The 21,195-nt window shown below is 55.5% G+C and carries 22 protein-coding genes and 1 riboswitch; of the genes, 6 read left to right on the top strand and 16 right to left on the bottom strand.

From position 1 onward, the window contains the following. Positions 1-1,149 precede the first annotated feature (1,149 nt). Positions 1,150-1,962: a glutamate racemase gene (murI, locus tag Q9I99_RS08780; protein WP_002241147.1), complete on the bottom strand. Its 813-nt coding sequence runs from the start codon at positions 1,960-1,962 to the stop codon at positions 1,150-1,152. A 200-nt stretch (positions 1,963-2,162) separates the two neighbouring features. Between murI and tsaE the strand changes: the two genes are divergently transcribed. Continuing rightward, the gene (tsaE, locus tag Q9I99_RS08785; RefSeq protein ID WP_301667107.1) at positions 2,163-2,624 is read left to right on the top strand and encodes a tRNA (adenosine(37)-N6)-threonylcarbamoyltransferase complex ATPase subunit type 1 TsaE; all 462 of its coding nucleotides are present in this window, start codon (positions 2,163-2,165) and stop codon (positions 2,622-2,624) included. Continuing rightward, a complete protein-coding gene (locus Q9I99_RS08790; RefSeq protein ID WP_301667108.1) occupies positions 2,621-3,871 on the top strand; it encodes an N-acetylmuramoyl-L-alanine amidase in 1,251 nt (416 codons plus the stop codon). The genes tsaE and Q9I99_RS08790 overlap by 4 nt, the downstream gene beginning before the upstream one ends. Positions 3,872-3,928: 57 nt before the next feature. Here Q9I99_RS08790 and Q9I99_RS08795 read toward each other — a convergent pair whose 3' ends face one another. From Q9I99_RS08795 to Q9I99_RS08830, 8 genes are all read right to left on the bottom strand, one after another. After that, positions 3,929-5,071 (bottom strand): THUMP domain-containing class I SAM-dependent RNA methyltransferase, encoded by a 1,143-nt coding sequence (locus Q9I99_RS08795; RefSeq protein ID WP_301667109.1) that lies wholly within the window; start codon positions 5,069-5,071, stop codon positions 3,929-3,931. Positions 5,072-5,119: 48 nt separating this feature from the next. Beyond that, positions 5,120-5,542 carry a hypothetical protein gene (locus Q9I99_RS08800; protein ID WP_301667110.1) on the bottom strand — a complete coding sequence of 141 codons (423 nt, stop codon included), beginning with the start codon at positions 5,540-5,542 and terminating at the stop codon, positions 5,120-5,122. Beyond that, entirely contained in the window at positions 5,535-6,344 is an 810-nt protein-coding gene (locus tag Q9I99_RS08805) for an NUDIX domain-containing protein (RefSeq protein ID WP_301667111.1), read from the bottom strand. The genes Q9I99_RS08800 and Q9I99_RS08805 overlap by 8 nt, the downstream gene beginning before the upstream one ends. 81 nt (positions 6,345-6,425) lie before the next feature. After that, positions 6,426-6,803 (bottom strand): holo-ACP synthase, encoded by a 378-nt coding sequence (gene acpS / locus Q9I99_RS08810; protein WP_301667112.1) that lies wholly within the window; start codon positions 6,801-6,803, stop codon positions 6,426-6,428. A 49-nt stretch (positions 6,804-6,852) separates the two neighbouring features. After that, positions 6,853-7,581 carry a pyridoxine 5'-phosphate synthase gene (pdxJ, locus tag Q9I99_RS08815; protein WP_301667113.1) on the bottom strand — a complete coding sequence of 243 codons (729 nt, stop codon included), beginning with the start codon at positions 7,579-7,581 and terminating at the stop codon, positions 6,853-6,855. Positions 7,582-7,641: 60 nt separating this feature from the next. Then, complete coding sequence (gene recO / locus Q9I99_RS08820) at positions 7,642-8,382, bottom strand: DNA repair protein RecO (protein ID WP_003676684.1); 741 nt, start codon at positions 8,380-8,382, stop codon at positions 7,642-7,644. 36 nt (positions 8,383-8,418) lie between these two features. Continuing rightward, the gene (gene pheA, locus Q9I99_RS08825) at positions 8,419-9,507 is read right to left on the bottom strand and encodes a prephenate dehydratase (RefSeq protein ID WP_301667114.1); all 1,089 of its coding nucleotides are present in this window, start codon (positions 9,505-9,507) and stop codon (positions 8,419-8,421) included. Positions 9,508-9,586: 79 nt separating this feature from the next. Then, a complete protein-coding gene (locus tag Q9I99_RS08830) occupies positions 9,587-10,819 on the bottom strand; it encodes a multidrug effflux MFS transporter (RefSeq protein ID WP_301667115.1) in 1,233 nt (410 codons plus the stop codon). A 502-nt stretch (positions 10,820-11,321) separates the two neighbouring features. Here Q9I99_RS08830 and Q9I99_RS08835 point away from each other — a divergent pair. Beyond that, positions 11,322-11,840, top strand: coding sequence for an opacity family porin (locus Q9I99_RS08835; RefSeq protein ID WP_114935715.1), 519 nt, complete (start codon positions 11,322-11,324; stop codon positions 11,838-11,840). Positions 11,841-12,074: 234 nt separating this feature from the next. Here the strand turns inward: Q9I99_RS08835 and Q9I99_RS08840 are convergent, their stop codons facing one another. From Q9I99_RS08840 to Q9I99_RS08850, 3 genes are all read right to left on the bottom strand, one after another. After that, positions 12,075-12,356: a hypothetical protein gene (locus tag Q9I99_RS08840; RefSeq protein WP_304666209.1), complete on the bottom strand. Its 282-nt coding sequence runs from the start codon at positions 12,354-12,356 to the stop codon at positions 12,075-12,077. A 220-nt stretch (positions 12,357-12,576) separates the two neighbouring features. Then, positions 12,577-13,452 carry a DMT family transporter gene (locus tag Q9I99_RS08845; RefSeq protein WP_301667548.1) on the bottom strand — a complete coding sequence of 292 codons (876 nt, stop codon included), beginning with the start codon at positions 13,450-13,452 and terminating at the stop codon, positions 12,577-12,579. Positions 13,453-13,544: 92 nt separating this feature from the next. After that, positions 13,545-14,357, bottom strand: coding sequence for a carbon-nitrogen hydrolase family protein (locus Q9I99_RS08850; RefSeq protein WP_301667547.1), 813 nt, complete (start codon positions 14,355-14,357; stop codon positions 13,545-13,547). 83 nt (positions 14,358-14,440) lie between these two features. On the opposite strand from Q9I99_RS08850, the gene Q9I99_RS08855 reads away from it, so the two are divergent. After that, on the top strand, positions 14,441-15,313 hold the full coding sequence (locus Q9I99_RS08855) for a prephenate dehydrogenase (protein WP_301667546.1): 873 nt from the start codon (positions 14,441-14,443) through the stop codon (positions 15,311-15,313). 63 nt (positions 15,314-15,376) lie between these two features. On the opposite strand, the gene Q9I99_RS08860 is transcribed toward Q9I99_RS08855, so the two are convergent. Together Q9I99_RS08860 and Q9I99_RS08865 are read right to left on the bottom strand one after the other, a co-directional pair. Then, entirely contained in the window at positions 15,377-16,531 is a 1,155-nt protein-coding gene (locus tag Q9I99_RS08860) for an NnrS family protein (protein ID WP_301667545.1), read from the bottom strand. A 44-nt stretch (positions 16,532-16,575) separates the two neighbouring features. After that, a complete protein-coding gene (locus Q9I99_RS08865) occupies positions 16,576-16,944 on the bottom strand; it encodes a hemerythrin domain-containing protein (RefSeq protein ID WP_003750248.1) in 369 nt (122 codons plus the stop codon). A gap of 173 nt (positions 16,945-17,117) precedes the next feature. On the opposite strand from Q9I99_RS08865, the gene Q9I99_RS08870 reads away from it, so the two are divergent. After that, positions 17,118-17,564 carry an Rrf2 family transcriptional regulator gene (locus Q9I99_RS08870; protein WP_025457981.1) on the top strand — a complete coding sequence of 149 codons (447 nt, stop codon included), beginning with the start codon at positions 17,118-17,120 and terminating at the stop codon, positions 17,562-17,564. 91 nt (positions 17,565-17,655) lie between these two features. On the opposite strand, the gene metK is transcribed toward Q9I99_RS08870, so the two are convergent. Beyond that, entirely contained in the window at positions 17,656-18,825 is a 1,170-nt protein-coding gene (gene metK, locus Q9I99_RS08875) for a methionine adenosyltransferase (protein WP_301667544.1), read from the bottom strand. A 173-nt stretch (positions 18,826-18,998) separates the two neighbouring features. Further along, positions 18,999-19,109: riboswitch (SAM-I-IV-variant riboswitch) on the bottom strand. A gap of 97 nt (positions 19,110-19,206) precedes the next feature. Between metK and Q9I99_RS08880 the strand changes: the two genes are divergently transcribed. Further along, positions 19,207-20,058, top strand: a complete 852-nt coding sequence (locus Q9I99_RS08880; protein ID WP_301667551.1) for a lysophospholipid acyltransferase family protein — start codon at positions 19,207-19,209, stop codon at positions 20,056-20,058. A gap of 44 nt (positions 20,059-20,102) precedes the next feature. Here Q9I99_RS08880 and tsaD read toward each other — a convergent pair whose 3' ends face one another. Continuing rightward, the gene (gene tsaD / locus Q9I99_RS08885) at positions 20,103-21,167 is read right to left on the bottom strand and encodes a tRNA (adenosine(37)-N6)-threonylcarbamoyltransferase complex transferase subunit TsaD (RefSeq protein WP_301667550.1); all 1,065 of its coding nucleotides are present in this window, start codon (positions 21,165-21,167) and stop codon (positions 20,103-20,105) included. Positions 21,168-21,195: the final 28 nt, after the last annotated feature.

The raw sequence follows: 21,195 nt of genomic DNA on the forward strand, positions 1-21,195 counted from the left end.
TGGATTGTTCATATAAACCTAATTCAATTAAAGAATGATAAAGATTATTATTTTATTTATTTTTAACAAATTTGCAAATGCTTTTTTATTTTTTTTTAGGGAATACACCAAAATCCCGTCATTCCCGCGCAGGCGGGAATCCGAACGCGTCCGCACGGAAACCTATATCCCGTCATTCCCACGTATATCCCGTCATTCCCACGAAAGTGGGAATCCAGTTTTTTGAGTTTCAGTCATTCCCGATAAATTGCCTTAGCATTGAAGGTCTAGATTCCCGCCTGCGCGGGAATGACGGGATTTGAGATTGCGGCATTTATCGGGAGCAACAGAAGCCGCTCTGCCGTCATTCCCACGAAAGTGGGAATCTAGTTTTTTGAGTTTCAGTCATTTTCAATAAATTGCCTTAGCATTGAATGTCTAGATTCCCGCCTGCGCGGGAATGACGAATCCATCCATACGAAAACCTGCACCACGTCATTCCCACGAAAGTGGGAATCTAGTTTTTTGAGTTTCAGTCATTTCCGATAAATTGCCTTAGCATTGAATGTCTAGATTCCCGCCTGCGCGGGAATGACGAATCCATCCATACGGAAACCTGCATCCCGTCATTCCCACGAAAGTGGGAATCCAAGACGCAAAATCTCAAGAAACCGTTTTACCCGATAAGTTTCCGCACTGACAGACCTAGATTCCCGCCTGCGCGGGAATGACGAATCCATCCATACGGAAACCTGCATCCCGTCATTCCCACGAAAGTGGGAATCCAGGACGCAAAATCTCAAGAAACCGTTTTACCCGATAAGTTTCCGCACCGACAGACCTAGATTCCCGCCTGCGCGGGAATGACGGCGGGGCGGTTTCTGTTTTTTCCGGTAAATACCCACAAGCTAAAATCCTGTTATTTTCACAAAAACAGAAAACCAAAAACAGCAACCTGAAATTCGTCATTCCCACGCAGGAGGGAATCCGAATACATCTGCACAGAAACCTGCATCCCGTCATTCCCGCGAAAGCGGGAATCTAGAACGTAAAATCTAAAGAAACCGTTTTATCCGATAAGTTTCCGCACCGACAGGTCTAGATTCCCACTTTCGTGGGAATGACGGGATTTTAGGTTTCTGTAATCTCGGGCAGCTTTCCGTCATCGTTTTAACCCAAAGACACCATTTCAATCTGCTCCATCGTCCTGCCCAGAAAACGCTCGCCGATGGTTCTGAATTTCAAAGGAATATCGCTGACGTAAAAACGGTAGTCGGGATTGTTGTTGTCGGTATTGAGCAATCCTTCCTGAGCAAGGACGCGTGCGGTTTCTTCGGCAGTCGTAATCGCGGAATCGACCAGCGCGACATTGCCCGCCTCCCTGCCGATTAAGGGCTTGAGCAAGGGAAAGTGCGTGCAGCCCAACACCAGCGTATCGATGCCATCTGCAAGCAATGGTTTGAGGTATTCGCATACGGTCAGGCGGGTAACTTCGTGTTCCAACCAGCCCTCTTCCACCAAAGGGACGAGCAGCGGCGCGGCCTGCGTGCGGACAAGCGTGTCGGGGTTGTCCCTATGGATGGCGCGTGCATAAGCATTGCTGTTAACTGTCGTATTGGTGGCGATAATGCCGATTTTGTTGTTGCGCGTGGTTGCCAGCGCGGCTTTCGCGCCGGCGGAAATCACGTCCAACACAGGCATATTGCCCGTCTTTTGACGGATTTTCTGCCCCGCCACCGCCGCAATCGTATTACACGCGATAACCATCGCCTTGACATCGTGTTCCAATAAAAAATCGACAATCTGCATCGAGAAATTTTCGATGGTCGCCTTAGATTTCGTCCCGTAAGGCACGCGCGCCGTATCGCCGAAATAAATGATGTTCTCCATCGGCAGCCGCTCCATCAGTGCGCGCACATTGGTCAAACCGCCGATTCCCGAGTCAAAAACGCCGATGGGTCGCTGCCTGCCGATATTTTCCATCCTTCTTCCAATCTGTCCTAAACATACAATCCGCGTATTGTACACGCGCCGCTTTTTCTTGACAGCCATGCCGTCTGAAAGCAGAACGCGTATTTGGCTGTTATAATGCTCGGACAAGAAGCATCCGCCCCTCGGGTGCAAAGTTTGTAAAACCTGCAAAACTGCCCATAATACCCCAAACCTTACAACAAACCGTTTCCATGTCTGATTTACCCTCCATCTCCCGACTCCTTGCCGATGAAGCCGCCACACTCGATTTGGGTGAAGCATGGTCTTCCCGTTTAAACGCACCGCTGGTCATTTACCTCGAAGGGGATTTGGGTGCGGGGAAAACCACGCTGACACGCGGCATCCTGCGCGGATTGGGTCATCAGGGCGCAGTCAAAAGCCCGACTTACGCCATCGTCGAATCTTATCCGCTGGAACGCTTCACCTTGCACCATTTCGACCTCTACCGCTTCTCGTTCCCCGAAGAATGGGAAGACGCGGGGCTTGACGAACTGTTTGCCGCAAACAGCGTCTGCCTGATCGAATGGCCGCAACAGGGCGGGGAATTTACGCCGCCTGCCGACATCACCGCAACATTGACACACGACGGCGACGGCAGAAAATGCCTGCTGACCGCCCATACCGAACGAGGAAGCGAAAGCCTGCCGCTATGATCAAACTGACACGAAGACAAATCATCCGCCGCACCGCCGGCACACTGTTCGCCCTAAGCCCCATCGCATCCGCCGTTGCCAAAACGGTACACGCCCCGCAGTTTACCGCCGTACGGATATGGCCGTCGCACACCTACACCCGCCTGACGCTGGAAAGCACCGCCGCGCTCAAATACCAACACTTCACGCTCGACAACCCGGGCAGGTTGGTCGTCGACATACAAAACGCGAACATCAATACCGTATTGCACGGACTGTCTCAGAAGGTTATGGCGGACGACCCCTTTATCCGCAGCATACGCGCGGGTCAGAACACACCGACCACCGTCCGCCTCGTCATCGATTTGAAACAGCCTTCCTACGCGCAAGTTTTTTCCCTCCCCCCCGTCGGCGGCTTTAAAAACCGCCTCGTCGTCGATCTCTATCCGCAAGGGATGGATGCCGACGATCCGATGATGGCGCTGCTTAACGGCAGCCCGAACAAAACCCGGCGCGGCTCTCCGGAAGCCGACCTCGCCCAAAACACCACACCCCAACCCGGGCGCGGCAGAAACGGGCGCAGACCCGTCATTATGATCGACCCCGGACACGGCGGCGAAGACCCCGGTGCCGTCAGCTCGGGCGGTTTGCAGGAAAAACACGTCGTCCTCTCCATCGCCCGCGAAACCAAAAAACAATTGGAAGCCTTGGGTTACAACGTCTTTATGACGCGCAACGAAGACGTGTTCATCCCATTGGGCGTGCGTGTCGCCAAAGGGCGCGCGCGGCGTGCCGACGTATTCGTCTCCATCCACGCCGATGCCTTCACCAGCCCATCCGCGCGCGGAACGGGGGTTTATATGTTGAACACCAAAGGCGCGACCAGCTCTGCCGCCAAATTCTTGGAACAGACGCAAAACAATGCCGACGCGGTCGGCGGCGTACCGACCAGCGGCAACCGCAACGTCGATACCGCCCTGCTCGATATGACCCAAACCGCCACGCTGCGCGACAGCCGCAAACTCGGCAAACTGGTGCTTGAAGAATTGGGCAGGCTCAACCACTTGCACAAAGGCAGGGTGGACGAAGCCAATTTCGCCGTTTTGCGCGCGCCCGATATGCCGTCTATCCTGGTCGAAACCGCCTTCCTGTCCAATCCTGCCGAAGAGAAGCTGCTGGGCAGCGAATCCTTCCGTCGGCAGTGCGCCCAATCCATTGCCTCGGGTGTCCAACGCTACATCAATACATCCGTATTGAAGCGGGGTTGATTCCGAAAAATAAATGCCGTCTGAACATTTTTCAGACGGCATTTTTGTACACTTTCCTCAACGGTTCGATCCCTGCACCATATCAATCAGAAACAGGCGGCAATCGAGGTTGCCGTTATAAAGTGGGATTTTGCGTTTTGGCGACAGGCGCATGAATTTGGGCATTTCCCTGTCGCCGGTAAACATACCGACTCGCCAGCCGGCATAGTGTTTTTTCAACCACGTACCCAACTGCGGATAAAGTGCCTGCAAGGCGCGGACTTCCTCAAGGCGCACACCGTAGGGCGGATTGGACACCATAATGCCGCCCACGCCGTTCGGCCGGACGGATTGCGCGTCGGCAACGCTGAAGGAAACGATGTCGTCCACTTCGGCACTGCGTGCGTTGTCCAATGCCGTCTGAACGATGCGGCGGTCGTTGTCGCTGCCCGAAATCGGGGCGCGGACGGGGCGGGTTTGCGCTTCGGCGCGGCGGCGCAAATCTGTCCACAGCGTTTTATCGAAATTTTGCAGTTTTTCAAAACCGAAACGGCGCATCATGCCCGGTGCGCGGCCTGTGGCAATCCAAGCAGCTTCGATAGCAATCGTGCCGCTGCCGCAAAACGGGTCTTGAAACGGCTGCGTGCCGTCGTAGCCTGCCGAGAGCAGCAGTCCGGCGGCAAGGTTTTCGCGCAACGGGGCTTCGCCCGTATCGAGACGGTAGCCGCGTTTGAACAAGGCTTCGCCCGAAGTGTCGATGAAGATTTCGACATTGCGTTCGTCCAAAAAGGCGTGGATGCGGACATCGGGCGCGGCTTTGTCCACGCTCGGACGTGCGTCGTAAATATCGCGAAAAGCGTCGCAGACGGCATCTTTGACGGTCAAACCGACAAATTGGATGCTCTTAACGTTGGCACGCTTTGCCTCGACTTTGACTTTGAACGTCTGCTGCAAGGTAAACCAATTAAACCAGTTGATGTTTTTGGCGAGTTTGTAGATGTCGCGCTCGGTGCGGTATGTCCCTTTGGTCAGACGCAGCAGGATACGGCTGGCGGTGCGCGAGTGCAGGTTGGCGGCGTAGGCCTGTTCCAATCCGCCCCGGCAGGAAACGCCGCCGTCAAACGCTTGGACATCGGTACAGCCGAGGCTTCCGAGTTCTTGAGATAAAACGGTTTCCAAGCCGCGCGGGCAGGTGGCGAAAAGTGTATATAAAGTATTCATAGCGTGTCCTTTCCGGACGGATGTTCCGGCAATGGCGGATTGAAAGGTTTATTCGGCGGTAAATGCCGTCTGAAATGTCCGACTGCCGATTGTAATGTCCGCCGTAAAATCGCGCCTGCCTTCGACACAGACGGGCAGGCGGATGCGTACTGCCTGCCAATTCCCCGACGATTGCCGCTCGAACATATAGCGGTTGAACCCCATATCCATATTTTTCATACTGAAGCTGATACTGACCTGTTCCGTGTCGGCGGGCGCGTGTTCGATATAAATATCGAACGGTTCTTTCGTTGAAACAGAGGTGGCGCGGACGCGGCTTCCGTCCGGCAGCGTGCAACCCTCGGTCAAATCGCATTGCGCCGCCACGGCTTGCGGCTGCTGCGACTGCCACCATTGCAATAAAACGAGCTTGAAGGCGGCAAAGGCAATCAGCAGCAATGCGGCAAGCAGTAATTTGCGGTTTTTAGCCATTTCCGTTCCCCATTTTTTCATCGGCCAACACGGCGTGTGCGCCCGCCGCCAGCCATTGCCCGCCGCAATGCGATGCCGTCTGAACGTCGGCGGCAACGACCAGCGGCACGGATACGCCGTGCTTCAACACTTCGTCCACCGCTGCGGCTTGTGCGGCATTACCGACCCGCCACACGACCACATCCGCGCCCTTTTCCTGCGCCTGCCGCCATTGTTCGCGGGTCTGCACCATCATCCACACGCTGTCGGCGTGTTCGGGTCTGTCCTGCCATTGCGCCGCCTCCATCAAAACGTTCGCACCGCTTCCCTCTGCCGAACCCAAAGGCAGGACGCGGTACGCGCCCATACTGTTCTCACCGTACAAACCTGTTTTCAGGCTGCCGTACAAACGGCGCGGAACGGACAGCGAACGCAAAAGCGCGCCGTTGGCGGGCAGCATGGGGGCAACGGTAAAATCACCCGCCTTCTGCCAAGACCATTCCTGCCCTTCGCAGGATTGCGGTTTGCCCGTCCATTGGTCGGGGTTTACCCATAGGAATTTCAGGCAGACGCGGGCGTGTTCATAGGAATGGATTTTGGTTAACCAAGGCGTGGCGGCGAGGATGCGGATGCCGAGTTCTTCTTCAAACTCGCGTTGCAAGGCTTGGAAGTCGGTTTCGCCCGCTTCGACCTTGCCGCCGGCAAATTCCCAATATCCGGCATAGGGCTTGCCTTCGGGGCGCGAGCTGAGCAGGTAGTCGCCGTCTCGGTTGAGCAGGATGCCGGCAACGACGCGGATAAGGGGGCGGGTGTCTTGGATCATGGCGGGTATGCGGTTGGTCGGTCGGAGTGCAAATGAGAGACGGGCAATGCCGTCAACGGGTTTGCCGCATTTCAGACGGCATTATTTTTCGGCAACGGCAAACGCCAACACGGTATCGCCTTCGTCCGCCATACTCAGGCTGACGCGGCTGATGCCTTGTTCTTCCAGCCATTCGGACAGGGCGGGGCCGTAGAAAAATTCGGGCTTGCCCAATGCGTCGTGCCCGATGCCGATGTTGCGGAAGGAAACCGCGCCGCGTATGCCCGTACCGACGGCTTTGGCAAAGGCTTCTTTGGCGGCAAAGCGTTTGGCAAGGTAGTTGACGGGTTTGCCCGCCTGAGGGAATTCAAGCAGTTCTTCGGGGGTGAGGATGCGCTCGGCAAACGCCTGTCCGAACTTTTTGCTCAGGCGGACGATGCGTTTGAGGGAAACAATATCTGTGCCTATGCCGTAAATCATATTTGCGCTCCTTTGTCGTGAAATGCCGTCTGAAACGGTTTGCCTGCCCTTACGGCAGCATTCTTGCACGGAACATGGTTTCTTTTATCTGGCGCACGGCCTCGGGCAATCCGAGGAAAAGTGCCTGCGAAATCAGCGAATGTCCGATGTTCAGCTCGCGGATGGCGAGGATTTGGGCGATGGGGGTAACGTTGTGTATGGTCAGTCCGTGTCCGGCGTTGACGACCAAGCCCAAATCGCTGGCAAAATGCGCGCCGTTTTGCAGACGCTCGAATTGCTTGAGTTGTTCGGCGTGGCTGCGTGCATCGGCGTATGCGCCGGTGTGCAGCTCAATAACGGGTGCGCCGACATCACAGGCGGCCTGGATTTGCTCGTTGTCGGCATCGATAAACAAGGACACGCGTATGCCTGCGTCGGTCAGGATTTTGGTGAACTCGGCAATTTTGTCTTGTTGCGCCAATACGTCCAAGCCGCCTTCGGTCGTGATTTCCTGACGTTTTTCAGGCACGATGCACACGTCTTGCGGCATGACTTTAAGTGCGTTTTCCAACATTTCTTCAGTCAACGCCATTTCAAGGTTCAGGCGCGTGCGGATGGCGTTTTTGACGGCGAACACGTCCGCGTCTTTGATGTGGCGGCGGTCTTCGCGCAGGTGCATGGTAATCAAATCCGCACCGTGCGTTTCCGCGACCAATGCCGCTTCCACAGGGCTGGGATAGGTCGTGCCGCGGGCATTGCGGACGGTGGCGATGTGATCGATGTTGACACCTAAAAGCATGATGTTTCCTTTCCTCTTCGATTTTTTATTTTGCAGCATACCGGTACGCTGCGTCGGCACCTATGTTGCACGACGGTCAAACTGCCGTATCTGTTCCAAAACCTGCCTCGACTTTACCCCTTCAGGAAGCAGGCTGCCTGTCAGCAGCCGTGTGATTTTCAGGGCATCCTGAAGGCTTTGCGCACTGCCGAAACTGCCCGTCTGCAAATCAATCAGGCTCTGCCCGTCGGCAATAATGACGGTTTCAGACGGCAAAACGCATTCCCTGCCTACGGGCATGACTGCTTCTTCCGGTCTGATACAGTATCTGGCGGATGACTGGATTTCCCTGCCCTCTCCGTCCGTATGCAAATCGGGGGCGACGCCTAAGGCCGTCAGCAGCTTCCACTCGAAGCGGCGCAAATCGGCAACATGGTCTGCCTCGCAGCAGACTGCCTTCATCACTTCAGCCAATGCATCGTATAACTCAGGCATGGGATCTTCGCGCGCGGTCAGTTTTAAAACCAGCTCGTTCACATACAATCCGCCAAACAACGCCCTGCCCTGCGGCTGCCGCCATCCGCCGACCCATTCGGCGCGGTGAAGGGTTTTGAGTTCCTGACTGCCGTACCACGACACGCTGACAGGGACGAACGGAACCAGCACGCCGCGCAATTCGCTCTGCCGCTTGCGCGCGCTTCTTGCCAAAAGTGCCACGCGCCCGTAACGGCGGCTGAATGCTTCAACCCACAGGCTGCTTTCGCGCCAAGGCGAAGATGCCAGCATAAAAACGGGTTCGTGGTTGACTCGGTATTCGGACATAATCGTTGGGGGAATGCCGTCTGAACGCTGCCGCAACTACAAAACGGCAGTCGGATACGAACCAATGATTTTGACAAACGAAGCGCGCCTGCCCAACTGTTTTAATGCCGTCTGAACCTTGTCATCCGTCCGGTGTCCCTCGATATCGATAAAGAACAGGTATTCCCACAACGCCGCCTTTCCGGGACGGCTCTCAAACTTGGTCATGGAAATGCCTGATTCGGTCAGGGGTTGCAGCAGCGAGGCAACCGCGCCTGCCCGGTTGGGTGCGGAAACGACCAGCGAGGTTTTGTCGCTGCCGCCGGCACCGGTTTCGTGATGTCCCATCACCAAGAAGCGCGTGGTGTTGTTCGTCTCATCCTCAATGCACTCAGCAACGGGGCTGAGTCCGTAGATTTCCGCCGCAGTACGCCCGGCAATGGCGGCAACCGTACCGTCTTCCAATTCGGCAACCAGCCGCGCGGCTTCGGCATTGCTGGAGACCGCCACCCTCTCGGCGTTGGGCAGGTGTCTGCCCAGCCAGTCGTTGCACTGCGCCAACGCCTGTGCGTGCGAAAATACTTTAGTGATGCCTTCGGTATTGCTGCTGTTTTTACGCAGAAGGTTGTGGTGTATGCGCAAGACGACTTCGCCGCAAGCCTGCAATGCGGTAACGGCAAGCAGATCTAACGTGCGACCGACCGAGCCTTCGGTCGAATTTTCCACGGGGGCGACCAGATAATCCGCCTGACGCGTTTCAACCTGTTTGAAGCAGTCGTCTATGGTCGGACACGCCATAGTGTGTGCGGCATGACCGAAATGCTTAATCGCCGCCTGTTGGGTAAACGTGCCCTGCGGTCCCAGATAAGCGATGGTCAGCGGGCGTTCGACGGCGAGGCACTCGCTCATCACTTCCCGAAACAGGCGTGCTACCGATTCGTCGGGCAGCGGGCCTTTGTTCAAATCCTGAATGCGGCGCAACACGGCGACTTCGCGTTCGGGGCGGTACACCGCGCCCGTGCCTTTCAATTCGCCGATGGCGTGGGCGTGTTGCGCGCGTTCGTTGAGCAGGCGCAGGATTTCGGCATCGATGGTGTCGATGGCGTTGCGGTGCGGGATGAGGAGTTCGTCGATAGTTTGGGACATAATTTCGCCTGAACAGTATAATTTTCCGTGCATTCTAACATCAAATGCCGTCTGAAGCGGTTTCAGACGGCATTTTCCGTTAAAGGTATTCGCTTTGCCCGTTTTCTTTCCACGCCCGATGCGAGCAGAGCCACAGCAGTACGATGCCGCACGATGTCGAGGCGGTCATTACTGCCGCCATGACGAGTGCCGAACCGTCGTGCAGGACGGTTGCCGCCATGCCCACGCCCGCGCCGATTAAGGACTGGAACACGCCCAACACGGCGTTCGCGCTGCCGCCCTCTTCTTTGAAATAGGACATGAAACACACCTGCGTGTTCGCACCGACCAAGCCCTGCGTGCCGACGGAAAACATCACGCACGCAACCAGCAGCCAAAACGGGGGCAACCCGAAAAACAGCACGGCGGCGAGTTGGGACAGGTTGGCGGCAAATTGGACGACAATCCCCCACAGCAGGATGCTTTGCGGATGCGCGCCGGTTTTGAGCCGCCACGCGGTAATACGGTTGAACGACATCATCGTGATGATGTTGAGCGCGAACGCCCAAGCGTACTGGTGCGGCGTAACGCGGTAAAGCTGCCGGTACACGAAGGAAGATTCGGTCAGAAAGGCGAACATCGAACCGAAGCTGAATGCCTGAAAAAACAGATAACCCATCGCGGCGCGTGTTTGCAAAACACGTTTGAACCGCCCAGCTACCAATCCGAACACGTCCCGTCCGATTTTGCCGCCGGCGGCGGGCTTGGGCAGGAAATGCTGCACCAAACCGAGCAACACCAGCGAATACGCCGCCAGAAAAACAAAAATTGCCTGCCAGCCGCCCAAACCCTGCAACAGTGCGCCGGCCATAGGTGCGACCAGCGGCACAACCATCAGGATAATGCCGATAAGGGCAAACATCTGCGCGGCTTTGCGTCCGGAATAATAGTCGCGCACCATCGCGCCGACAATGACCACAGTCATACCCGCGCCGAATGCCTGTACCGCACGCAGGTTGAGAAGCTGTTCGGCACTTGAGGCAAATGCGATGGCGGCAACGGCAAGGCAGTAAACGGTCAGACCCGCCAGCGCGACGGGTTTGCGCCCCTTGATGTCGGACACCGAACCGCCGACTACCTGTCCGAACGCCGTACCGAACATAAACACACTCAGGCTCTGTTCGATACGGTGGACATCCGCGCCCAGCGATTGCGCCATTTCGGGAATCGCGGGCAGGTAGGCATCGATGGAAAACGGCATCAGCGCGACCAGCATCGCCATCAAAACCGCCATCAGTTTTTCGTTCATTTCAGGATAATGGGCAGAAGGCATAAATTCTCGTCCGATTCGCAAACAAACCGCCCGGCGGCGGAAAACACAATACGCGGAAACGGAAAATTTTAACACACCGGCACAAACAGGCGGCAACAAAAGCCACGGGCAAAACCGGGCAGGCCGGAACGATATAGTGGATTAACAAAAATCAGGACAAGGCGACGAAGCCGCAGACAGTACAAATAGTACGGAACCGATTCACTTGGTGCTTGAGCACCTTAGAGAATCGTTCTCTTTGAGCTAAGGCGAGGCAACGCCGTACTGGTTTTTGTTAATTCGCTATAAAAAAGCCGGAGGCGGGCAAAGATTTGAAAAATATTGTATAATGGAATGGGATTCCCTAACGGATTCCCTAACGGATTCCCTAACGGATTCCCTAACGGATTCCCTAACGGATTCCCTAACGGATTCCCTAACGGATTCCCTAACGGATTCCCTAACGGATTCCCTAACGGATTCCGATATTCAAAAAATTTTGAACATTTTTAGGAATCAAGAAATGAAAAAACTCCTTACTGCATTAACCGTGCTTGCCCTTCCCGCTGCCGCATTTGCCGCCGACAACCAACCGGGCGTTTATGTACAAGGTGACGCGGGTCTTGCCTCCATCCACGCCGATGGCGAAACATTCAACAATTTCCTCCCGCGCGTTTCCGTCGGCTTCGATGCCGGCGATATGCGTATTGCCGCAGACTACTACCGCGTCCGCGACAAAATTGACGACGCTACCGCCACACTCCAAGGCGCAGGCGTTGCCGTCATCAAAGACTTCAACACCAATTCCATCGTCAAACCTTATGTCGGCGCGCGTTTGGGACTGAACCGATTGACCGTAAAAGATGAAGACGGAAAATACAGTAAAACCAAAGCAAGCATCGGCGCATTGGGCGGTGTCGGCTTTGAAGTCGCACCCAACGTTACTTTGGATTTGGGCTACCGCTTCAATTATTTGGGCAAATTTGACGATACAAGGGTATTTGCCAACGAATATACCGCCGGCGTCCGCGTAAAATTCTAACCCCCGAAACCGGCATCCGCCGGCAAGCCGACCGCCGCCATTGCGGCGGTTTCTTTTTCCTGCTTTCCACCTGCGGCAGGGCTTGTGCAAAAACAGCCTGTTTGCGAAATCCGACGCATAAAACAGTTATCCCCGAATTGCGGGATTGATTTATCTTAAATCATTCTGAAACCCCGTCATCCCCCTGATGTCCGCAACCTTTCGTCATTCCCGTGGAAACGGAAATCCGGAACCTCAAACTTTCAGATAATCTTTGAATATTGCCGTTTCCCGAAGGTTTAGATTCCCGCCTGCGCGGGAATGACGGGTTTTTATAATCTTTAGAAACTGCCGTTGCCCGAGCACGGGAATGACGGCGGCGGGGGCGATGCCGTCTGAAGCCCGACAAGGCATTTGATGCCGTCGAAGCGGTGGGCTGAAGCCCACCCTACAGCACTGCCCTATGCTGCAAGCCTTGGCGGTTGCGCGTTCAAAGCGGAGGCTGCCGGGGTGTTCGATAGGGACGGGATGTGCCAAAAAATGTCCAATCGGCGGACACTTTGATATATCTCACCCCGCCAAAGGGGTGCAATACTTTTTTTAATTCTGAAAAAAATAGAAAAATCAGGATGCTTGTTCATCTTGGAAACGGCATCGGACATAAAGCCTGCATCACTTATGCGGCTGCAACGGCTTCCGCAAAATATGTGGCGCGCGTCCTCATCGGCGCAAATACAACAAACCCGTCCCACCGCCTTCAGACGGCATCGCCCTCCCCGCCCCTGTTGCGCGACAGCCAGCCGGCGGCAAAAGTGGCGGCGATGACGACAAACACGCCCAAGGCGGACACGGGCGACAGGTGCTCGCCCAAAATCAAAACCGCCAATAACACGCCGACGACGGGTTCGAGCGAAATCAACAGTCCCGACACGTTTGCCGGAACACTGCCCGTACCTTTATTCCACAACCAATAGGCGTACCAGCTGCACCCTACGCCCAAATACAGCAGCGACACCACGCCCTGCCAGCTCCAATGCACCGTATAACTCTGTGCCAAGGCAAGCGAAAACGGCAGACACATCAGCGATGCGGCGGCAATGGAAACAGATGTAAATGCCGGTGCGCAGATACGGGCAATCAGCCTTTGCGTCGGGCGGACTGCCGTGCAGAAACCGATTCCTGCAAGCAGCACCAGAAAACAGCCGAACCAACCGACTTCGCCACCCTCTTCCGCACCGCCCGCCATCAGCAGCGCGACACCGGCAAATGCCGCCGCGCCGCATATCCAGTGGTAGGCACGCGCTTTGTCGTTGAAAAAGAAGTGTCCGACAAACACCATCAGCAGCGGCTCGAGTCCGACGATGGTCGATGCACTGGCGGCAGACGTATATTTCAGTCCGACAAACTGCAGCATCAGGGTGAATACATAAGTGATGAAGGATACCGCCAGCAGGGGCTTCCATTCCCTGCGCGGAATCTTGCCGATATACCGGCGGCAGGCGGGCAGCACCAAAAGCGCGGCAATCAGCAGGCGCGCGCCAACCATCAGTGCCGGATCGATGACGGCGTAGGCATATTTGGCGGCAATAAAAGAGCTGCTCCAGATAATCAGGGCAAGGATTTGGTAAAACATTTCAACTTATTCGGCTTAAAAACGGTGTTTGTTGGCGGAGGGGCGGATGGGAAGTTTCACACCGGCGGGGCAAAACAAACCGCCTGCCGCGTTCAGACGGCATCCAAAACCATGTGTTTTAAAGCAGGTAGCCTGCTGCGGACGCTGTTCAGCCTGCCTGCATCGATGTCTGCCATAACAACGCCTTCGCCCTCGGGTAATACGTCCAGAACTTCCCCCCACGGATCGACAATCATACTGTGTCCGAACGTGCGCCTGCCGTTTTCGTGCAGCCCACCCTGCGCCGCCGCCACAACATAACATTGGTTTTCGACGGCACGCGTACGCAAAAGCAGCTCCCAGTGCGCCTTGCCCGTCGTATGGGTGAATGCCGCCGGAAGCATCAATACGTCAAACGGCAGCTGGCGGCGGAAAAATTCGGGAAAGCGGACATCGTAACAAATACCTGCCGCCACCGGCACGCCTTCTGCCGACAAGTGCGGCACTTCCCGCCCTGCGCGGATGGTATCGGCTTCGGCATAGCGTTCGCCCAAACCGGAAAAGCCGAAGAGGTGCATTTTGTGGTACAGCCCCGTCCGTTTGCCGTCGCGCCCGTACACCAATAAAGTATTCATGACCTTGCCCGCCTCGGGGCTTTGCAGCGGCACAGTTCCGCCGAACAGCACCACGCCGCACGCTTTCGCCGTTTCCGCCAATGCCGTCTGAAAACGTCCGTTGTCCAAAGGCTCGGCAAGCGCGAGTTTGTCGGCATCGTTTGCGCCCATCAGCACCCAATATTCGGGCAGCAGCACCCAATCCGCACCCTGCTCCGCCGCCCGTGCGACCAGGCGTTTCATGGTGGCGACGTTGGTTTCCGGCGACACGCCCGACACCATCTGCACGGCGGCAACTCTGATTTTGTCCATTTCTTCTCCTTTTTCCTGCCGACCTTGCGGCATATTCCGCCGATACGCTACCATAACGGCAGTTGACGAAAATCTTTACACAAATGCCCATTTTGAACCATATTGCCCTCATCGGCGTCGGGCTGATCGGCGGTTCGTTCGTTCTCGACCTCAAAAGACAGGGACTCGTCCGCACCATTACCGGTATCGACACCGACCGCGACAACCTCGAACGTGCATTGGAACGCGGCGTGATTGACCGGGCTTCCGCCGTCATCAACGCGGACAGTATCGGCGGTGCGGACTTGGTGCTGATTGCCACGCCCGTCGCCTCCGTCCCCGCCGTTTTGACCGCGCTGCGCCCCGTTTTGCCGGAACACACTTGGATTTCCGATGTCGGCAGCACCAAATCTTCGGTCATCGAAGCCTTCCGCCGCTGTCTGCCCGACCGCCTGCACCGCTGCATCGCCGCGCACCCGATTGCCGGTTCGGACAAAAGCGGGGCAGATGCGGCGCAGTACGGCCTGTTCCAAAATAGAAAACTCATCATCACGCCCCACGGCGGCGAAGATTCAGACGGCATCGCATTGATAGAAAACCTGTGGCACGCGGTCGGTGCGGACATTTTCACGATGGACGCGCAAAAACACGATGCAGTTTTCGCCGCCGTCTCCCATATGCCCCACCTGACCGCCTTTGCCTATGTCCACCAGCTTTTCGACCACCCCGACGGAAAGGCGTATCTGAAATTTGCCGCCACGGGCTTTCAGGACTTTACCCGCATCGCTTCCGGCCACCCAGCCGTGTGGGCGGACATCTGCCTTGCCAACAGGGACAACCTGTTGGAGATGATTCGGGGTTTGGGCAGGCAGTTGGACACTTTGGAAACCATCCTGCTGAACCGAGACCGTCCCTCCCTGTACCGCTATTTTGAAGAAGCCAAAGCCACGCGCGACCGCTGGTCTGATGAGAATTGATGTTCAGACGGCATCGCGCCCAAACCGAAACCGCCGCAGACCGAGAATCTGCGGCGGTTTTACTCAACCGGGCCTGCCGTCGGAACGCGGACGGATCAGCCAAGGAATATACTTCCACGCATACAGCAAAAGCGCGATGGCAAACAAAACCGAAGATGTGCGTATACTGTGCGTATAGGCGGTACCGGAAGAAAATACGGCAACCATGCGGACGGCGGTTGCCGCCATCATCAGCCAAAATGCGACCGGAACGGATTTGGGCGGCGGATAAATGGGATTGCCCGTATGACCGAGCGCGGTACGCGCCATCATGCCCAAAGTCAACACGCCGATACCGCCCACACCGATCAGGTGCACGCCCAAATTGAGGAAGGCAGGTTTGAAATAAGACGCGCCGACCGCAATCAGCCCCAATCCGGTAAACAGATAACCGGCAAACAGAATCCACAGCATCGGCTCTTTCAACACGGGCCTATACCACCAACGGTAAACCTGTACGGTAAAAATCACACCTGCCGCAAACGCGAAAACGGCAGACAGCCAAGGTAGCGCGCCGTGCGCCATCAGCATGGCGGTCAACATAGGCAGCCACAGCGAAGCCTGCGCCACCCATTTCGGACTGGGAATCTGCGGCACGTTCAAACGTTTGGACGTAAAAAACGAAATAATCCGCATCCCGATCAGACCGATAAAGCCCGACACCATAATCAGCCCCGACTGCAAACCGCCCAACAGCCCCTCGAAATTGCCGTTGTGCAACTGGACGTGGAACGCCGCGTGCGTACCGCCCAAGACGAACAGCGCGAACACGGCAACATAATTGCGTTGATTCTGCGAACGGATAACGGGCAAAGCCATGCACACCGCGCCGTACCAGAAAAACAGCGTACCGAGTATGCCGCTTGCCGCCGCACCCCAACCCGGGATAAAGACGGCAATCCGCGCAGCCAACCAAAAGGCGGTCAACCCGACCAGAACGCCGCCCCTCGTAGGCGGCTGCCCCGTCCAAGTGGCGACGGCGGTCAGCAGGAAGGCGATGACGACGAGACCGGCATAACCCCAAATCATCTCATGCGCGTGCCAATAGAAACCGGACAGCTCGTGCGTTCCCGTGTAGCCGAAACCCCACAGCAATACGGACAATGCGCCGTACAGTGCCGCCAGCGAATAAAACGGGCGGAACGCCATTGCCCAGACGGGGTGCTTGGTAAATTTCATGTGTGTTCCTTGTTTATCATTAATATATTTGCCGCAAAACGGAATCATGCCGGCAAAAACGGTTCGACGGCGGGAAACAGCTCGCGTTCTTCAAAGCGCGCGTGGTCGCGCAGGGTTGTGGCAAAAGCGGTATTCCACGCCGCGTTACCGTATTCGGGGCTTGCCATCATCTGCCGCAGTTTGGCGTGATCGCCTTCAAAACGGGTTTTCAACTCAAGCGCGATATTTTGCCAAATTGGGGCAAACATGGTTTCTTCTTCACAGAAATGGATTTCCAGTTCGGCAAAATGCAGCTCGAGTTCGGCACGATGGTCTGCCCCGGGCGTCCGCAACAGACGCACGCACAGGGAAAGCGAGTGGTGGTGTTCGCGCGAAAGCCCGACAAGGGCGGAATGTCGTTTCAACGGTTTCATAAATTTAGGTTACAATAACAAATTATCAAACAGTAGCGCGGATGTTTCAGACGGCATACCGCCGCAGACAGGCTGCATTCTACCGCCCCGACGGACAGGGTTTCAACCATTAAGGTATTTTCCGTGAAACTTAAACCGTACCGATAAGAATAACGATCCATACCGAGAAAATCATGTATTTGACACAACATACGGACTACGGGCTGCGCGTCCTTATCTACACTGCCATCAACGACGATGCGCTGGTCAACATCAGTACCATCGCCGTAACCTACGGCATTTCCAAAAGCCATCTGATGAAGGTCGTTACCGCGCTGGTCAAAGGCGGCTTCCTCCACAGCGTGCGCGGAAAAGGCGGCGGCCTGCGGCTTGCCGCACCGCCCGACCGCATCAACATCGGCTCGGTTGTCCGCCACCTCGAACCGATGCAGCTGGTCGAGTGCATGGGCGAGAACAACGAATGCCTGATTACACCATCCTGCCGTCTGACAGGCATACTCGGCGGTGCAATGAAGTCGTTTTTCACGTATCTGGACGGTTTCACGCTCCAAGACCTGCTCAACAAGCCGACCTACGACCTGCTCTACGAACCGAGAATTCCGATTGTAACGCAACATTAAGGCTGAAAAAGGCTGCAAAAATGCCGTCTGAAACACAAACCGCCTCCGGAGGCAGTTCGGTTTCAGACGGCATTTCTTTATTCAGACCAAATTACAGCCCCGCGGCTGCTTTCAATGCAGCAGCTTTGTCGGTGCGTTCCCAAGTGAACTCAGGTTCTTCGCGGCCGAAATGTCCATAAGCGGCGGATTTTCCGTAAATCGGGCGTAAGAGGTCGAGCATTTGGACGATGCCTTTGGGGCGCAGGTCGAAATGTTCGCGAACTAAGGCAATCAGTTTTTCTTCGCTGATTTTGCCTGTGCCGAAAGTGTCGATGGAAATCGAAGTCGGTTCGGCAACGCCGATGGCGTAGGAAACCTGAATCTGACATTGGGTCGCCAAACCGGCGGCTACGATGTTTTTCGCAACATAGCGGCAGGCGTAAGCGGCGGAACGGTCCACTTTGGACGGGTCTTTGCCGGAGAACGCGCCGCCGCCGTGCGGAGCTGCGCCGCCATAGGTATCGACGATGATTTTACGGCCGGTCAAGCCGCAGTCGCCTTGCGGGCCGCCGATAACGAAGCGGCCGGTTGGGTTGATCAGGTATTTGGTTTCGTCGGTCAGCAGTTCAGACGGCAGAACCGGTTTGATGATGTATTCGATAACAGCGTTTTTCAGCTCTTCGTAACCGATAGACGGATCGTGTTGCGTAGAAAGGACGACGGTATCAATGCGTTTTACCTTGCCGGTTTCGCTGTCGTAAACCACGGTCAGTTGGGCTTTGGCATCAGGGCGCAGCCAAGGCAGGCGACCGTCTTTGCGTAATTCGCTTTGACGCTGCATCAGGCGGTGGCTGTAATAGATGGCAAACGGCATCAGGGTAGGGGTTTCGTCGCAGGCGTAGCCGAACATCAAGCCTTGGTCGCCCGCGCCTTGGTTCAGGTCGATGCCTTCGCCTTCGTTCACGCCTTGGGCGATGTCGGGGGATTGTTGGTCGTAGTACACGCCGACCGCGCAGCCGTTGGCATCAAAGCCCAACTCGGACGAGTTGTAGCCGATGCGTTTGATGGTTTCGCGTGCGACTTTGATGTAGTCCACTTGGGCAGTAGTGGTGATTTCGCCTGCCAATACGCACAAGCCTGTGTTGACCAAGGTTTCCGCCGCGACGCGAGCTTTGGGGTCTTGCGCCAAGATGGCATCCAAAATCGCATCGGATACTTGGTCGGCAACTTTATCCGGATGGCCTTCGGATACCGATTCGGAAGTAAACAGATATTCGCTCATTGCTATTCTTTCATTAAAAACAGGCTGCTGTGTTTTCAGACGGCCTTTTATTTCGGACAGCGGAAATCATAACAAAAACTCCGCTTTTTCTCTATACAAGTGAGAAACATTCGCACTTGCCTACTGTTTCGGAATCCTGTTGCGCGTTTCTTACAGGCAAAAAAATTCCCGCATTAAGCGGGTTTGGATTGCTCTGGCGAGCCACATCGGTTTTTCAACCGTCCACCTTACCTTTCCATTTGAAAAGCAGGTTGGCATGGAATTCCCAACTCTTAATGCAGCGCGCATCGTAGCAGAAAAGGCATATTGCCGCAATACTTCCCTTTTTCAGACGGCATGTTTCGTTTACAATTCAGGCTGTTTCCCCCTTGCTTCCCCGTTATGCACATCCTACTGACCGCCCTGCTCAAATCCTTTTCCCTGCTACCCCTACCCTTTCTGCACAAATTGGGTGTTTTCCTCGGACATCTGGCGTTTTACCTGCGCAAAGAAGACCGGGAACGTATTATTGCCAATATGCGTCAGGCAGGCATGAATCCCGACCCGAAAACGGTGAAAGCCGTATTTGCGGAAACAGCAAAAAGCGGTTTGGAACTTGCCCTCGCATTTTTCAAAAAACCGGAGGACATCGAAACACTGTTCAAGTCGGTACAGGGTTGGGAATATGTTCAAGAAGCTTTGGACAAACACGAAGGGCTGCTGTTTATCACGCCGCACATCGGCAGCTACGACTTAGGGGGGCGATATATCAGCCAACGGCTGCCATTCCCCTTAACCGCCATGTATAAACCGCCGAAAATTAAAGCAATAGACAAAGTGATGCAGGCAGGCAGGGTTCGCGGCAAAGGAAAAACCGCGCCTACCAGCATACAAGGGGTCAAACAAATCATCAAAGCCCTGCGTTCGGGCGAAGCAACCATCGTCCTGCCCGACCACGTCCCCTCCCCTCAAGAAGGCGGGGAAGGCGTATGGGTGGATTTCTTCGGCAAACCTGCCTATACCATGACGCTGGCGGCAAAATTGGCACACGTCAAAGGCGTGAAAACCCTGTTTTTCTGCTGCGAACGCCTGCCTGGCGGACAAGGTTTCGATTTGCACATCCGCCCCGTCCAAGGGGAATTGAACGGCGACAAAGCCCACGATGCCGCCGTGTTCAACCGCAATGCCGAATATTGGATACGCCGTTTTCCGACGCAGTATCTGTTTATGTACAACCGCTACAAAATGCCGTAACGAAAATAAAAATGCCGTCTGAACAGGTTTCAGACGGCATTTTGTCATCTGACGATTTCCGACAGCGGCCAACGCGGGCGTACATTGAATGCGCCGGCCTCTCTACCCATTTTCAAATGCATTGCACCTGCAAAGGCAATCATTGCGCCGTTGTCCGTGCAATATGCCATCGGCGGAAAAAATACATCGACCTTTTCCTCCCGGTTTTTCGGCCTGCCTTTTTGCACAGGTTCTTGCACCGACAAGCTGCCGAACGTTTCGCGCAGCTTCCAATTCGCACCGACACCACCTGCCACAACCAGTGTCCTGAATCCCGTCTGCAACAGGGCCTTTTTCACTTTTGCCGTCAATACGTCCACAACCGCATCCTGAAATGCGCGGCAAATATCGTTGCGGGTTTGCTCGGGAATGGTTTCCGAACCGTTTGCCTCACGCACTTTTTCAACGGCAGTCAAAACAGCGGTTTTCAAACCTGAAAAACTCATCTGCAAATCGTCGGAATGAATCATCGGGCGTGGAAAAACAAACGCTTCGGGCCTGCCCGATTCCGCAAGTTCCGACAGTTTCGCACCGCCCGGATACGGCAAGCCCAGCAGTTTCGCCGTTTTGTCGAATGCCTCGCCCGCCGCATCATCGACGCTCTCGCCCAAAAGCTCGTAGTCGCCTATGCCCCTGACCGCCATAATCTGCGTATGCCCGCCCGAAACCAACAGCGCGACAAAAGGAAAATCGGGTTTTTCCTCCGCCAACAGCGGCGACAGCAGATGTCCTTCCAAATGATGGACGGGAATAACAGGCTTATCCAACGCTAAAGCCAGGGCATTGGCGTAACTCGACCCCGCCAACAGCGCACCGCCCAAACCGGGGCCTTGGGTGAAGGCAACCGCATCGATGCCGCCATACGGCACGCCGGCCTCCTTCAAGCAGCCTTCCGTCAACGGGACGAGGCGGCGGATATGGTCGCGGCTCGCCAGCTCCGGCACGACCCCGCCGTATTCCGCGTGCATCGCCATCTGCGTGTGCAAATGATGTGCCAACAGACCGTGTTCCGTATCGTAAAGCGCAACGCCTGTTTCGTCGCAAGAAGATTCGATTCCCAATACCAACATAATCCGATACCGTCCGAAAATGAAAAAA

It is taken from the genome of Neisseria basseii (genome assembly GCF_962707005.1).
GTDB lineage: Bacteria > Pseudomonadota > Gammaproteobacteria > Burkholderiales > Neisseriaceae > Neisseria > Neisseria bergeri.